This is a genomic window from Exiguobacterium sp. s22 (genome assembly GCF_018617455.1).
Lineage (GTDB): Bacteria > Bacillota > Bacilli > Exiguobacteriales > Exiguobacteriaceae > Exiguobacterium.
Genome location: NZ_JACSKD010000001.1, coordinates 583,717 through 597,594 on the forward strand (window position 1 = coordinate 583,717; position 13,878 = coordinate 597,594).

Annotated in this window: 14 protein-coding genes; 3 read left to right on the forward strand and 11 right to left on the reverse strand. The window is 48.0% G+C overall.

Annotation, left to right across the window (positions count from 1 at the left end; all coding sequences use genetic code 11):
• Positions 1-63: 63 nt before the first annotated feature.
• From glnA to hflX, 4 genes are all read right to left on the reverse strand, one after another.
• The gene (glnA, locus tag KNO94_RS03025; RefSeq protein ID WP_214777394.1) at positions 64-1,404 is read right to left on the reverse strand and encodes a type I glutamate--ammonia ligase; all 1,341 of its coding nucleotides are present in this window, start codon (positions 1,402-1,404) and stop codon (positions 64-66) included.
• 47 nt (positions 1,405-1,451) lie between these two features.
• Positions 1,452-1,856, reverse strand: coding sequence for a MerR family transcriptional regulator (locus tag KNO94_RS03030; RefSeq protein ID WP_214692728.1), 405 nt, complete (start codon positions 1,854-1,856; stop codon positions 1,452-1,454).
• 92 nt (positions 1,857-1,948) lie between these two features.
• On the reverse strand, positions 1,949-3,247 hold the full coding sequence (locus tag KNO94_RS03035; RefSeq protein ID WP_214777396.1) for a methionine gamma-lyase family protein: 1,299 nt from the start codon (positions 3,245-3,247) through the stop codon (positions 1,949-1,951).
• A 2-nt stretch (positions 3,248-3,249) separates the two neighbouring features.
• Complete coding sequence (gene hflX, locus KNO94_RS03040; protein WP_214777398.1) at positions 3,250-4,497, reverse strand: GTPase HflX; 1,248 nt, start codon at positions 4,495-4,497, stop codon at positions 3,250-3,252.
• A gap of 101 nt (positions 4,498-4,598) precedes the next feature.
• Here hflX and KNO94_RS03045 point away from each other — a divergent pair, with 101 nt between their 5' ends.
• Positions 4,599-5,603, forward strand: coding sequence for a tyrosine-type recombinase/integrase (locus KNO94_RS03045; RefSeq protein WP_214777400.1), 1,005 nt, complete (start codon positions 4,599-4,601; stop codon positions 5,601-5,603).
• An 87-nt stretch (positions 5,604-5,690) separates the two neighbouring features.
• Here the strand turns inward: KNO94_RS03045 and KNO94_RS03050 are convergent, their stop codons facing one another.
• The gene (locus KNO94_RS03050) at positions 5,691-6,251 is read right to left on the reverse strand and encodes a histidine phosphatase family protein (protein ID WP_214777402.1); all 561 of its coding nucleotides are present in this window, start codon (positions 6,249-6,251) and stop codon (positions 5,691-5,693) included.
• 43 nt (positions 6,252-6,294) lie between these two features.
• On the reverse strand, positions 6,295-6,888 hold the full coding sequence (locus KNO94_RS03055; protein WP_214777404.1) for a GNAT family N-acetyltransferase: 594 nt from the start codon (positions 6,886-6,888) through the stop codon (positions 6,295-6,297).
• A 240-nt stretch (positions 6,889-7,128) separates the two neighbouring features.
• Between KNO94_RS03055 and KNO94_RS03060 the strand changes: the two genes are divergently transcribed.
• The gene (locus KNO94_RS03060) at positions 7,129-8,286 is read left to right on the forward strand and encodes an MFS transporter (protein ID WP_214777406.1); all 1,158 of its coding nucleotides are present in this window, start codon (positions 7,129-7,131) and stop codon (positions 8,284-8,286) included.
• A gap of 134 nt (positions 8,287-8,420) precedes the next feature.
• Positions 8,421-8,969 carry a DUF4256 domain-containing protein gene (locus KNO94_RS03065; protein WP_214777408.1) on the forward strand — a complete coding sequence of 183 codons (549 nt, stop codon included), beginning with the start codon at positions 8,421-8,423 and terminating at the stop codon, positions 8,967-8,969.
• Between the two features lie 681 nt (positions 8,970-9,650).
• On the opposite strand, the gene KNO94_RS03070 is transcribed toward KNO94_RS03065, so the two are convergent.
• From KNO94_RS03070 to KNO94_RS03090, 5 genes are all read right to left on the reverse strand, one after another.
• The gene (locus KNO94_RS03070) at positions 9,651-10,832 is read right to left on the reverse strand and encodes a glycine C-acetyltransferase (RefSeq protein WP_214777410.1); all 1,182 of its coding nucleotides are present in this window, start codon (positions 10,830-10,832) and stop codon (positions 9,651-9,653) included.
• A 13-nt stretch (positions 10,833-10,845) separates the two neighbouring features.
• Positions 10,846-11,922 carry an L-threonine 3-dehydrogenase gene (tdh, locus tag KNO94_RS03075; protein ID WP_214777412.1) on the reverse strand — a complete coding sequence of 359 codons (1,077 nt, stop codon included), beginning with the start codon at positions 11,920-11,922 and terminating at the stop codon, positions 10,846-10,848.
• Between the two features lie 122 nt (positions 11,923-12,044).
• On the reverse strand, positions 12,045-12,665 hold the full coding sequence (locus KNO94_RS03080) for a histidine phosphatase family protein (protein ID WP_214777414.1): 621 nt from the start codon (positions 12,663-12,665) through the stop codon (positions 12,045-12,047).
• Between the two features lie 90 nt (positions 12,666-12,755).
• Positions 12,756-13,016 carry a stage V sporulation protein S gene (locus KNO94_RS03085; protein WP_012726477.1) on the reverse strand — a complete coding sequence of 87 codons (261 nt, stop codon included), beginning with the start codon at positions 13,014-13,016 and terminating at the stop codon, positions 12,756-12,758.
• A gap of 26 nt (positions 13,017-13,042) precedes the next feature.
• Complete coding sequence (locus tag KNO94_RS03090) at positions 13,043-13,837, reverse strand: TIGR00282 family metallophosphoesterase (RefSeq protein WP_214777416.1); 795 nt, start codon at positions 13,835-13,837, stop codon at positions 13,043-13,045.
• Positions 13,838-13,878 lie beyond the last annotated feature (41 nt).

A 13,878-nucleotide genomic window follows, 5' to 3' on the forward strand; every position in this document is an offset into this window, starting at 1 on the left:
AAAAAGAGTATGGAGCACCCTCAATTGAGGGATGCTCCATACTCTTTAATGTATCTCTTCTATTTAGTAGAGCGTCATGTACTGATCGCGTTCCCACTCTGTTACTTGCATACGGAACATATCCCACTCGATTTCTTTCAACTCGAGGAAGTGCTCGCCGATATGCTCACCGAGTGAGTCCATCACGACTTTGTCTGCACGAAGAACTTCGAGTGCATCGAAGAGCGTTGCTGGGAGATCGTCGATTCCGTTCGCTACACGCTCTGGCTTGTCCATCACGTAGATGTTGCTGTCGATTGGTTTAGGTGCATTCAAATCTTTCTCGATTCCGTCAAGACCTGAAGCCAAGAGGGCAGCAAGTGCGAGGTACGGGTTCGCTGCTGGGTCAACCGAACGTACTTCGATACGAGTCGAGAGACCACGTGCCGCTGGTACACGTACGAGTGGTGAACGGTTGCGTGCACTCCATGCAACATAGCAAGGTGCTTCGTAACCAGGTACGAGACGCTTGTATGAGTTCACAGTCGGGTTACATACTGCTGTGAACGCACGAGCGTGCTCCAAGATACCAGCCGTGAACGCGCGAGCTGTGTCCGAAAGTTCCATGTCACCATTTGGATCGTAGAAGACGTTTGAGTCACCTTTGAAGAGTGACATGTTCGCGTGCATTCCTGAACCGTTTACACCAAAGAGTGGTTTTGGCATGAATGTCGCGTGAAGACCATACTTCGCTGCAATCGTCTTGACGACGAGCTTGAACGTTTGGATGTTATCTGCCGTTGTGACAGCATCCGCGTATTTGAAGTCGATTTCGTGTTGTCCTGGTGCAACTTCGTGGTGTGATGCTTCGATTTCAAAGCCCATGTTTTCAAGTTCAATAACGATCTCTTTACGGCAGTTTTCACCGAGGTCAACCGGCGCCAAGTCGAAGTATCCACCTTGGTCGTTTAGTTCAAGTGTCGGACGACCTGATGCGTCTTTCTTGAACAAGAAGAACTCTGGCTCTGGTCCAACGTTGAACGCTGAGAAGCCAAGTTTTTGCATCTTCTCAAGGTTGCGCTTGAGAGTACCGCGCGGGTCACCGCTGAATGGTGTACCGTCTGGGTTATAAATATCGCAAATCAAGCGAGCGACTTTTCCGCTGCCATCTGTCCACGGGAAGACAACCCATGTGTTGAGGTCTGGATACAAGTACATGTCTGATTCCTCGATGCGGACGAATCCTTCGATTGACGATCCGTCAAACATCATCTTGTTATCAAGTGCTTTGTCCAATTGGCTGATCGGCACCTCGACGTTTTTGATTGTTCCGAGGATGTCCGTGAATTGAAGACGAATAAAGCGTACGTCTTCCTCTTGTGCGATGCGTTTAATGTCTTCTTTTGTGAACGTTTTTCTGGCCATGGTAAAATGTCCCCTCTCACATTGCGTAATGGTTGATGTGTGCGGCGTTATCGATAAAAACGTGAAAGCTCACCTTGAATGAGCGACGTCTTATTGAAACGACCGGCTTCTTGAAGCTGTGTTTTCAACAAATGATGTAACTCTTTTTCCGAAACCTTCGGTGCTTCATTGACCGGTGCGGCAGGAGCAGATGCTTCCGCTTCTTTTTCACCTTCTTGCTCTAACATGTGGCGAATCGCCGCCAAATTAAAGCCTTGGTCAATGTAATCCTTGATTGCGAGTAGACGTTCGACATCATTAAAGGAATAAAGTCGTCGTTTCGATTCCGTCCGACTAGGCGAAATCAGACCCTGTTCTTCATAATACCGAATCTGCCTACCTGTCAATTGCGTCAGATCTTGGACGATTCCAATCGGAAACAACGGGTTGGAGCGACGAAATTGATCGGCCATCCTTACCCCTCCTTTTCTGTCTCACAATGTGAGAATAATATATGACAACAATCCTGTCAATAGATGTTAAGAAAGTTAACATGACAGATTGGTTACAAATGTGTCGGCTGATTTTGGTCGTTGAATTCGACCAATCCTTTACCGTGTAATTGGCTCAACGCCAACATGAGCGCGACTTTTACGTGAGCATACGTCAGACCACCTTGGACGTAGGCTGTGTACGGTGCCCGAAGCGGACCGTCGGCAGACAGTTCGATGGATGACCCTTGAATAAATGTCCCAGCCGCCATGATGACGTCATCTTCATAGCCTGGCATATAGGCCGGTACTGGCAACGCATGGGCATTCACTGGTGATGCCATTTGGATACTCTGACAAAACGCAATCATCTTGTCACGGTCACGGAACGTCACCGACTGAATCAAGTCCGTTCTTGGAGTCGAATAGTGTGGATCAGTTTCAAATCCAATCAACGACAATAGACTTGCCGTCAAATGCGCCCCTTTTAATGCCTGTGCGACTGTATGAGGTGCCATATAGAAGCCTTGATACATCTCTTGAAGCGAATAGAGTGATGGTCCGGCTTCACTTCCGATCCCTGGAGTTGTCATTCGGAACGAACAGCGTTCAATCAACTCTTTCGTACCAGCGATATATCCACCTGTCTTCGCCAATCCACCACCCGGATTTTTAATGAGGGAACCGGCCATCAAGTCAGCTCCGACGTGCGTTGGTTCAATCGTCTCGACAAACTCACCGTAACAATTGTCCACGAACACATACACGTGCGGATGTGCCGCTTTGATCCGTTCGATGGCGACTTTGATTTCATCGACTGGGATACTGCGACGATTCGCATACCCTTTCGATCGCTGAATCCCGACTAGTTTCGTCTCAGGACGAATCCGTTCGATGACGCGGTCGATGTCGATTTCACGTTCCTCTTTTAATTCGACAGTATCGTAATGGACACCGAGTTCTTTCAATGAACCGCGACCGTCCCCACGGATGCCGACGATCTCCTCGAGCGTGTCATATGGTTTCCCTGTGATATAGAGCAATTCGTCACCTGGTAGGAGGACACCGAACAGGGCAATCCCGATTGCATGGGTACCGGAGATGATCTGCGGTCGGCATAGCGCGAGCTCGGCTCCGAACACGTCCGCATAAATCGATTCGAGCGTGTCCCGACCGATATCATCATATCCATATCCCGTCGTCGGATTAAAATGAAAATCCGATACTTTATGCTTTTTAAACGATTCCAGGACGCGATACTGGTTGAATTCGGCTGTTTCTTCTATCTTTTCAAAAAACGGTTTGACCCGCGCCTCTGCTTTTTTCACGAACGGCGCGAGTGCATCATAATGTTCAATCTTTTCTTGCCACATACTTACACCTCAAATTGTTTTAGCGTCGCGTATAGACGCGTGTCTTCTCTCATGTAACCTACTAATTCGACTGATCCGTCATCTAAAAAGTTCTCTTCAAGACGATACATTGCCTCTTTGGCCGGGTGGTAATGTTCAAAAGCCGTCACCGGGAGAATGACGTGGACCTTTGTCAAAATGTCCGCAATCTTATCCTCGAGAGCACCAGTCAACGTCACGATATCTTCTGATGCGATTGCCGAAATCAACAGCGGCCCGCCGACGAAGTCTTCCGTGAGACGGTCTTTCTTATTATATACCTCGAGCTGAGGCACCTCACTCGCCCCGAGTTCTTCCAACACCGCATTTGTCGTATCGATTTGGTTCAAATAATGTGGGTTCGACGCATCGATGACATGAAGGATCAAGTCGGCACCGACCACTTCTTCCAACGTCGAACGGAAGGCCGCAACGAGTTTCGTCGGCAAATCACGGATGAATCCGACCGTATCGGTAATCAATACTTTTCCGCCGCGTGGAAGTTCGAGTTCGCGCGTCAACGGGTCGAGCGTCGCGAACAGTTCATCTTGTTCATACGTGTCGGCATCCGTTAATCGGTTAAAGATTGTCGACTTCCCAGCATTCGTATACCCGACGAGCGCGACCTGGAATACTCGATTTTCTTTCCGACGTTCCCGGTAGCGGTCCCGGTGTGCGACCGTTCCTTCAAGTTGTTTCGATATCTCATCGATACGACGCTTGATGTGGCGACGGTCCGACTCAAGTTTTGTCTCACCCGGTCCACGCGTCCCGATGCCACCACCGAGTCGTGAGAGCTGTGTCCCTTGTCCGATGAGACGTGGTAGTAAATAGTTCATCTGCGCGAGTTCGACCTGCAATTTCCCTTCGCGCGATTGCGCACGGCTCGCAAAGATGTCTAAGATGAGCTGCGTGCGGTCGATCAGCTTCATCTCATCCGGGTCGTTCAAGGCGATGCGAATGTTCTTCGACTGCGCCGGTGTCAACTCGGCGTTGAAGATTAACAAGTCCGGCTCGAACTGTTCGACGAGCATCGCGAGCTCTTCAATTTTTCCTTTCCCGATAAAGGTACGACGGTCGACTTGTTGACGCTTTTGGTCGAGTCGTGCGACGACCTCACCTTGCGCCGTATCCACGAGTTCGACGAGCTCGCCCATCGACTGTTCATATGTCCAATCATCGACATTCGGTAACTGACAGCCGACGATGACAACTTTTTCACGTTCAATCATGTAATCCCTCATTCCATAAAGTCTCACCTTTCATCTTACCATGAATCCGCGTATAGAGAACGTCCGTTTGTGGTAGGATAAAAGAAGAAGGAGGCTCGACCATGACGAAACGAAGAAAAGACTATCCGCTCCCGGAATTTATTGAAACCTATCTTTATCATCTCGGCGCCAGCGGTCGTCAACCCTCGACGCTTAAACGATATCGCTACGACTTGATCGACGTGCATAAATACTTTCACGACCACAACGTCGAACTGAACGAACCGACAGACTGGTTAGACATTCCGCTCGAATCGTGGAAGACATTCGTGAATGACTTCTTAATAGAAGAAAAGCACTATCAACAGGCGACCGTCGCAAGGATCGTCACGGTCATCAATAGCCTGACCCATTTTTTAAATCCGCTTCGTAAAAAGATGCTTGCCTATTCGCAGCCGGCACATACGTTGACAGTTGACCAAGTCGCACTCGAATCTGAATTTGACCGGCTCGTGCAAACGATTCGATCGACGAGAGGACTGAGCGAGAATCAATTGCAAGCCCATCCATATCTCGTCAATCGGAACGAACTGATCGTGATGCTTTTCTATAAATATGGATTGCGTGTCCATCACATCATTCGTTTACGAATGAGCGACTTGCATCTGGCTGATCACACCTTCGACGTGTATGACCGTCTCGGGAACCGGTTCACGTTGAAGCTCTCGCAGGAAGACCAATCGCTGCTCATGAATTATTTGGCTGATATCCCGACTCCGGTGCGGCCACGCTGGTACTCTGAAGATCCGGTCTTCGTCTCATTCGATTTTGCCCGAATGACGTTCCGCTGGGTATATGCGAAGAATCAACCGAAGCAACTGACGATTGTCATGATCACGAAGATGATGCGGCAATTGAACGAACGGAGTGGACTCGCGCGCTCCGTCACCCCATCGATGCTTCGAAACGCCCACGTGTTAAAGACATATGCGGTCGATATGACACCATCCGAGCGAATGAATATCACCTGTATGCATAAGGAATCTTCCCTTCGCCGTTACGAACAGGCGTATGAAGAGTTTGGAACTGAACTGTTCGAGTCAGACGAAAGACCCGCCCTCTCGTGAAGGGCGGGTCTTAGTCTGTCTGTTTCTAAATCTTCCAATGGTACGAAGACAACTTCAAACCTCTTTTGAAATAGTGTCAATCGAATTCTAACCTTGAGGTTTATATAACTTATCGACACTCATCAATGTGTCGTTCTCAAAAGTCGCTTTATAGAGGTCCGGCATGTCGAGTTCTTTCCAAAACTCATATCCATATCGCGCATCAAAATAATTCAAGATGAGAACCATGATATTTCCATGTGTGCCGAGCACCACTTTTTTCCCTTCGTACATACGGAGCAGTGATTGTAGAGCCTCTATTCCCCTAGATTGAGCCTGAACGTTCGATTCTCCACCTTCCCATGCGAACGACGGGTTCTGCCAAACGGTCTCCATGGCACTTTTAAAATCTTTAGCCGGTGCTGAAGTCAAGGTTCGCTCTCTTAAATCATCCATCACTACAATGTCTTGTTCAAGATAATCCGCGATGCCTTGGACGGTTTGAACGGCTCGTTTGTAGGGGCTCGAAGCCACCATATCGATTCCCTCACCGATTAGGAGATTCGTAATTTCAGCAACATCCCGCATCCCACTTTCAGATAACGGTCTAGCGAATTCATCTGGTGTATAGGTAGAATGTGCATGCCTGACAAAGTATATAGTTGTCATCTAGTAGTCCCCTTTTTAAAATACGTATCTTTCTCGTCGTTGTTTACATACGATCCCCAGTCTCATCATAAGCTTTAGATTGATGATTTAGCTGCAAATATTCATGTCGCAACAACCCGTAGACGACATGATCGACGTAACGGTCATATAGCCATTCCGCATCCCGAATGACCCCTTCTTCTGTAAAGCCGAATCGTTCCGGAAGTGCTCGACTCTTCGAATTCTCTGTCGCGACTCGAATCTCAATCTTGTTTAGTTTAAGATCTTTGAAGCCATACTCGATGAGTGTCTCGAGTGCTTGACTCATGATCCCTTTCCCTTGAAACTCTTGTCCGAGCCAATACCCGATTGTGCCACATTGGATTCCGCGATCAATGTCGTTAAATCCAATTGTTCCAGCCAGTTCACCTTTATACATCAATGCGAAAGACTTCGGAAATCCACCCGTTTCAATCAATCCTTTGATACGTCCTTCAATATTCTTCCTTGAGTCTTCAACTGTTTCAATATAATCGAGCCAACCAAGCCACTCTCGAAGGTATGGCTTCGATGCAATCGTCAGCTTGAATAATGCGTCCGCATCGTCTGTATTGAACATTCTCAGTGTGATATCGTCATTTAGTTTATATTCCAGCATGTAGATTCATCCTTATCATTTATAATTTATTCAATTCACTTTCGTAAAGTAACCTACGTAATTGCTTCTTATCTACTAGTTTCAAAGCTTGTTGAATCATACCATCCTCCTGTTATGACAAGTTTACAGAATTCATCAAATTTTGTATAATTATTTTTATATCATTTTATGAAGAGGTGAAAATGTGTAATAACGATTCGTCCAACCCACCCAATTGAATAGATTCGGAGGAGATTTGTGATGAAATCGTTTTACACATTGCTCGTTAGCCAATGGCTCGCAAATATTGGCGATGTCCTATACATTGTCGCGCTCATTGCCTTGCTGTATCAACAAACTGGGTCCGCTCTCATGGCGGCCAGCTTCCCGATTGCCGTGACTGCCGGTATGACACTCAGCGGACTCTTTTTCGCCCGTGTCCTCAGTCGCTACTCGCTAGGGAAAACGCTCGTCCTGTCACAACTGATGAAGACGATCAGCCTAGTTCTCGTCCTCTTTACGGATTCGATTCTTGTTCTCGCGCTCGTCATGATCATTGCATTCCTCGATGGGTTCGCGAGTCCGATTCAAGCGTCATTTATCCCAAGATTGACGACGAATCGTCAACAAGCGAACAGCCTCGTTCAAGGTTCCAATCAGTTCATCCAACTTGCGATGTGGCCGTTCGGGACGATGCTTGTCTCTCTCACGTCGAGCGCCATTACGTTAATCGTGTCACTCGTCCTGTTCAGCCTTTCGACGATTGTGTCGATTTACTTCTATCAATCGCTTGCGGAAGACATTGTTGATGATGGAACGGATGAATCGATTACCTTACGCGTTAGCCTCGCTTATGTAAGAACGTCACCATTCGCTCGTCGTGTGACTTGGTTTGTGGCGTATGAATCATTTGTCAGCACGCTCTGGATTTCAGCGTTGCTTCTCGTTTATCTCGAGCGACATCTGCAAGTCAATCCGGGTTGGTGGGGAACTCTCAACGCATCGTTTTTGATTAGCATGATTGCCGCGAGTACCTATCTTTATCGGTCTCGAAGAGCACCCTCACTGCCGTCGACTGCCATCCTCTCCATTGTCGCCGCCATCTTATTCGGTATGACCGCGCATCTTGCCTTTGCAATTTTGGCGTTAGTGATCCAAGGGGCAGCCACACAAATTCGCATCATCCAAACGAACACCGTCATTCAAGAACAGATCCCGACCGCACAGCTTCCTTATGTTTATAGTGTGCAGCAAACGGGATATGCCTTCGCATTCAGTGTGGGAAGCTTGTTGTTCGGTCTTCTTGCGGATGGGCTACCGATTGATTCGGTATACTTTCTCGGTGCATTTTTGACCCTTCCGTTAATTTGGATTGGGCGATTGACCGAACAGTCCATTTTGACCGCATCTTCTGTATAAACAAGAGGCGCCTTCTCTAAGAGAGAGGGCGCCTTATTTAAATGATTCCAGATTCCCCTTTCTCACAATGGATAAGACAAACTTTAGCGATTCATATCGTATACTAAAAGAAACAAATGATCGGAGTGATTTTTATGTCAAAGCTTTCACACGAAGAAACCCTCGAATTACTTAAGACCCTCGAGTCTCGTTTCTCTGAAAACGTTGAACGACATTCTGACGTCGTCTGGTCAGACATATCGGAGCGTATTCAAATTGATCAGGATAAGTTGACCTCACTCGCCTTGATGGAACAGACCGGCGGAGAACCAGACGTGATTCGACTCCCTAACGGAGACCTCGCTTTTTGCGACTGTTCAGCCGAGAGTCCGAGTGGTCGCCGAAGCCTCTGTTATGATGAGCCGGCGCTCGAAGCACGTAAAAAGAATAAGCCAGTCGGAAGCGCGCTCGCCTTATCTGAACAGATGGGAATCAGCCTTCTCGATGAAGAAACGTACCGTCACTTACAAACGCTCGGGGCATTCGACTTGAAAACGTCGAGTTGGATTCAGACACCGGATGTGATTCGTCAAAAAGGTGGCGCCCTGTTTTGCGACCGTCGTTATGATCACATCTTCGTCTACCACAACGGTGCAGATTCTTATTATGCCGCTCGAGGATTTAGAGGAATGATCACGATTTAAGCAAGGCATTGCGCTTTGCTTTTTTTATTGAAAGAACCAACTCAAGACTCTTGGAATATAGATGATAAAAAATAAACTGATAGGAATCACTGCGAAAAGCCTTAATATCCACGTATATTTACCCTTGAACTTCCTGAAGTAGAACAACAATGCACCAAACGTAATCGCATTCGCTGTCAAATTCGGTTCTTCTATCCCGTTCTCAATCCATTGCATGAAAAAAACCTTCCATCCAGGAAAGGATTCGAGGGCGAACGACTCACTGAAACTTGGGGTAAGGTTGTATTTCAGCCTCACAACCCAGGCTCCTATATAGACAGAGATGAATAAGAGCGCGTAGCACATCAGTGCAACGTTCCATAATTTTTCTTTCCAACCCTCACTTCGAAAGTACAAGACATACATCACAATCAAGACACTAAAGATCACATTTATGATGAATGGTGATGAAATCGTCAGAATCGAAAACGTCTCTCGATCTAACACCATCCCCACTTGAAAGATCCCTTGCTGAAACATAGCCTTTCCTCATTTCTGATATGTATTGATTAAAATACGGTAATTGAAATATTAAAAAATATGTTATATTTCGATTTACTCTATCTGTGCCTTATCTGAATATACTCGATTTCATAGACTAATCCACTAAAAAACTGCAGACAGATCGTCTGCAGTCCTCGTTTATGCGTGTAATGTCACGTTCAACTCTTCCGCGACCGTTTTGAACGCTTCGAGTGCCCGTTCGAGGTCATCTCGCGTATGTTCCGCTGTAACGATAGTCCGAATACGGGCTTTCCCGCGCTCGACCGTCGGGAAGGCGATACTCTGTGCGAATACACCATGTTCCTTCAACTTGTCCGAGAATGTATGCGCAAGCGTCTCTTCACCGAGCATGACCGGTGTGATCGGTGTCGTCGCATGTCCGATATCAAAACCGAGGTCACGAAGACCGTTCTTGAAGAATTCTGTGTTCGCCCACAGCTTGTCGAACAACTCTTCTTCCTCTTTCATGACACGGATCGCTTCACGGTTCGCCGCTACGACTGCCGGTGGATGTGATGTCGAGAAGAGGAACGGGCGACCTTTGTGAATCAAGTAATCGCGTACGTCTTGTGAACAGGCGACATAGCCACCTAAGACCCCAATCGCTTTTGAGAGCGTCCCGACCTGTAGCGCGACACGACCGTCCAAACCGAAGTGGTTGACCGTTCCACGCCCGTTCTTCCCGAGGACGCCAGATGCGTGCGCATCATCGACCATGACCGCAGCGTCATACTTCTCTGCGAGTTCGACGATGGCCGGAAGCGGTGCGATGTTCCCATCCATCGAGAAGACGCCATCCGTCACGACCAGACGTGTGCGATAGTCCTGCGTCTCTTTCAACGCCTTCTCCAAATCTTCAAGGTCGACGTGTTTATAAATGCGACGTGCCGCTTTCGTAAGGCGAATCCCATCGATGATTGATGCATGGTTGAGGGCATCACTGATGACGACATCTTCTGGTCCGAGAAGTGCAGACAAGACTCCGAGGTTCGTCGCGAATCCTGATTGGAAGACGAGTGAGGCTTCCGTATGTTTGAACTCCGCGAGTTCGCGCTCGAATGCTTCGTGCATCTCGAACGTCCCGGCAATTGTACGGACCGACCCTGTTCCTGCCCCGTACTCTTTGACCGCTTCAATCGCCGCCTGCTTCAAGCGCGGGTGGTTCGCGAGTCCGAGATAGTTGTTTGATGACAGCTGGACGAGTGACTTCCCATCGATTGTCACTTCATTCCCTTGTGCTGATTCGAGCGGGACGAGCTTACGGAACGTCCCCTGCTCTTTCATCTCATTGATTGCTTCTGTAATATGTTCAAATGCCATGTTGTTTCCCCCTTTAAGGTATTAAGACGACCTTTCCACATTTCCCTGCCCGCATGAGTTCGAATCCTTTTTCGAACTCTTCGAGCTTGAAGACGTGCGTGATGATCGGTTCGACGTTCAACTGACCCGTCGCAAGCATCGTCGAGACTTGGCTCCACGTTTCATACATCTTGCGGCCCGTGATCCCTTGGACGCGGACGCCTTTAAAGACGACGTCCCGCGTGAGGTCGATAGCGACCGGACGAGCCGGGAGTGACAAGACGTTGACATCCCCACCTGCCGTGACCATCTTGAATGCTTGATCGATCGCAATCGGGTGTCCGCTCATCTCGCAGACGACATCGATCCCGTCTCCGTCGGTCTCACGCTCGATCAACTCGAGCGGATTCTCCTCTAAACTGTTGATGACGACATCTGCCCCCATCTCTTTGGCAAGTTTTAAGCGATATGGATTGACATCAATCGCATAGACACGACTCGCCCCCGCTGCTTTGGCGACGCCGACTGCCATGAGTCCGATCGGTCCACAACCGACGATGGCGACCGATTTGGCCGACACGTCACTCGCCAATACCGTATGGACCGCATTCCCGAGTGGTTCTTGAATCGAGGCAAGTTTCGCTGGCATCGACTCCGGGTTCACCCATAGATTTTCTTCAGGCATGACGACATATTCTGCGAAGCAGCCTTGTGTGTCCACACCGATGATTTTTGTGTTTTTACAGATGTGGTACTGCCCGCGCAAACATTGTTTACACTGATGACAGACGATATGTGTTTCAGCAGACACCGTCTGTCCGACTTTGATCCGCTTCGTCCCTTCTCCGAGCGCCACGACCTCCCCCGAAAACTCATGACCAAATACGTATGGTGGTTTGACGCGGCTTTGCGACCATTCATCCCATTCATAGATGTGGACATCGGTCCCGCAAATCGATGTCGCTTTGACTTGAATGAGTACTTCTCCAGGTCCTGGCGTCGGAACTGGTACGTCGACCAGTTTTGCCCCAAACCCGGCCGTGTGTTTTTGAATCGCTTTCATTACTGGTGTCGTTGTTTCCTTCTCTTTGGTTGACACGAGTTGTTCCATTGAAAACGTCCCCCTCTTGTCTCTTATGATCGAACGATACGTTCTTTATCATCTTGTCATAAAATGACGAAACTGAGAAGATGCATCATGATTTTTTTATGACATTCTTCTGAGAGTTCGTCTTAACACGTCTCACTCAACTGATGTGAGATATCACCAATCGTCACTTCTTTATATTGATTGTTCGAATACTCAATCACTGTCAAGCTCGTTCCTTCAATCTCATCATCAAACCACAACTCAGATATATCTGCTTCCCTGATTTCTCGTAAGATCGCTTGAATGACCATTCCGTGTGTCACAACCAGAACATTGCCACTCATATTCGCTTGAATGATATGTTGCATTGCAGATGAAACCCGATTCGTGAATGTCAACATGGCTTCTCCATGATTCAACCGATGATCATATTGACTTGGATTTGACCAAAATGTTTCAAATACATCCATTCGTTCGATTTCGTCTTCCGCCTTCCCTTCCCAGACACCAAATGAAATTTCATCCAACTCATCTAAGATATGTACCGGTGAATCTAATGATACGTCCATCGCTTTTAACGTTTGAATGGCTCTACCACTGGGGCTCACATACACGGTCTCAAAAGCAATCGTTTGAAGTCGGTTTCCTAACTTTTCCGCATTCAAGACTCCATCGCTCGTTAACGGCGAATTTTGTCGGCCTTGTAAACGTCTTGCTTTATTCCACTCTGTTTGTCCATGCCTGACGATATATAACGTTAACATCTTAATCTCCCTTTCCTCTCTACATTAAAAAGAGGAGCCATCCGCGCCGATGGCTCCTCTTCACAAGAATAGGACCTATGTCCCGACCGCTCATCGTGGCTCTATGATGAGCTTAATGGCAGTACGTTCCTCTCCGTCAATCATAATATCAGTAAAGGCCGGAATGCAAATCAAATCGAGACCACTTGGCGCGACGAAGCCTCGGGCAATCGCGACGGCTTTGATGGACTGATTCAGTGCACCTGCCCCGATCGCCTGTATCTCACACGTTCCTTTTTCACGTAGCACACCCGCTAAAGCACCCGCAACGGAGTTAGGGTTCGATTTTGCCGAAACTTTGAGTACGTCCATTCTTGTTTCCCCCTCGGGTAGGTTGTTCAATCAAACCAGACGGTCTGATCATCTAGGTGTATTCGTTCGATTTTTGTCGCTCGTTTCGTCTGATCATCGATTGTAATGAAAACTCCATTAAGTTGTTCCCGTCCCTCGGCAACTTCAAACCGAACTGGGAGTTGTGTCATAAATTTTTTTAAAACAGTCGACGCATCCATCCCAAGCACCCCGTCTAGTGGACCGGTCATGCCGACGTCTGTAATGTAGGCAGTGCCGTTCGGTAGGACACGCTCGTCTGCCGTCTGCACGTGTGTATGTGTCCCGACGACGGCTTGAGCGCGTCCGTCGAGATGATAGCCCATAGCGATTTTCTCACTTGTCGCCTCGGCGTGGACATCGACAAAAATCGCATCGACCTCATCCCGTACTTCTTCGACGAGACGGTCTACCGTACGGAATGGACAATCAAGAGACGGCAAGAAGACATTTCCCATGACGTTGATCACGGCCAATTTCTTTCCGTTTTGTTTCAACTTCATCATCCCGACCCCAGGTGTCCCGTCTGGATAGTTGGCCGGACGGACGATCCGGTCGGCGTCGTCGATCCAATCAAAGATGTCACGGTTGTCCCACGTGTGGTTCCCCATCGTCACCCCGTGAAAGCCGAGCTCTAAAAATTGTTGATAGATTTTTTTCGTGAGACCCCGACCGTTCGCCGCGTTCTCGCCATTGACGAGCATGAACGTCGGGTTGTATTTGTCTTTCAAGCGACTAATTTGTTTCGTCAATATATCACGGCCGGGTTTCCCGACCACATCACCGATAAATATAATTTTCATATAAAATCCTCCCTCAAACAGAAAAAGCGGAGAAATTCTCC

Excerpts from the sequence above, each read along its gene's own strand:
- glnA (WP_214777394.1), bottom strand. The coding sequence starts at position 1,404 with ATGGCCAGAAAAACGTTCACAAAAGAAGACATTAAACGCATCGCACAA.
- KNO94_RS03030 (WP_214692728.1), bottom strand. The coding sequence starts at position 1,856 with ATGGCCGATCAATTTCGTCGCTCCAACCCGTTGTTTCCGATTGGAATC.
- KNO94_RS03035 (WP_214777396.1), bottom strand. The coding sequence starts at position 3,247 with ATGTGGCAAGAAAAGATTGAACATTATGATGCACTCGCGCCGTTCGTG.
- hflX (WP_214777398.1), bottom strand. The coding sequence starts at position 4,497 with ATGATTGAACGTGAAAAAGTTGTCATCGTCGGCTGTCAGTTACCGAAT.
- KNO94_RS03045 (WP_214777400.1), top strand. The coding sequence starts at position 4,599 with ATGACGAAACGAAGAAAAGACTATCCGCTCCCGGAATTTATTGAAACC.
- KNO94_RS03050 (WP_214777402.1), bottom strand. The coding sequence starts at position 6,251 with ATGACAACTATATACTTTGTCAGGCATGCACATTCTACCTATACACCA.
- KNO94_RS03055 (WP_214777404.1), bottom strand. The coding sequence starts at position 6,888 with ATGCTGGAATATAAACTAAATGACGATATCACACTGAGAATGTTCAAT.
- KNO94_RS03060 (WP_214777406.1), top strand. The coding sequence starts at position 7,129 with ATGAAATCGTTTTACACATTGCTCGTTAGCCAATGGCTCGCAAATATT.
- KNO94_RS03065 (WP_214777408.1), top strand. The coding sequence starts at position 8,421 with ATGTCAAAGCTTTCACACGAAGAAACCCTCGAATTACTTAAGACCCTC.
- KNO94_RS03070 (WP_214777410.1), bottom strand. The coding sequence starts at position 10,832 with ATGGCATTTGAACATATTACAGAAGCAATCAATGAGATGAAAGAGCAG.
- tdh (WP_214777412.1), bottom strand. The coding sequence starts at position 11,922 with ATGGAACAACTCGTGTCAACCAAAGAGAAGGAAACAACGACACCAGTA.
- KNO94_RS03080 (WP_214777414.1), bottom strand. The coding sequence starts at position 12,665 with ATGTTAACGTTATATATCGTCAGGCATGGACAAACAGAGTGGAATAAA.
- KNO94_RS03085 (WP_012726477.1), bottom strand. The coding sequence starts at position 13,016 with ATGGACGTACTCAAAGTTTCGGCAAAATCGAACCCTAACTCCGTTGCG.
- KNO94_RS03090 (WP_214777416.1), bottom strand. The coding sequence starts at position 13,837 with ATGAAAATTATATTTATCGGTGATGTGGTCGGGAAACCCGGCCGTGAT.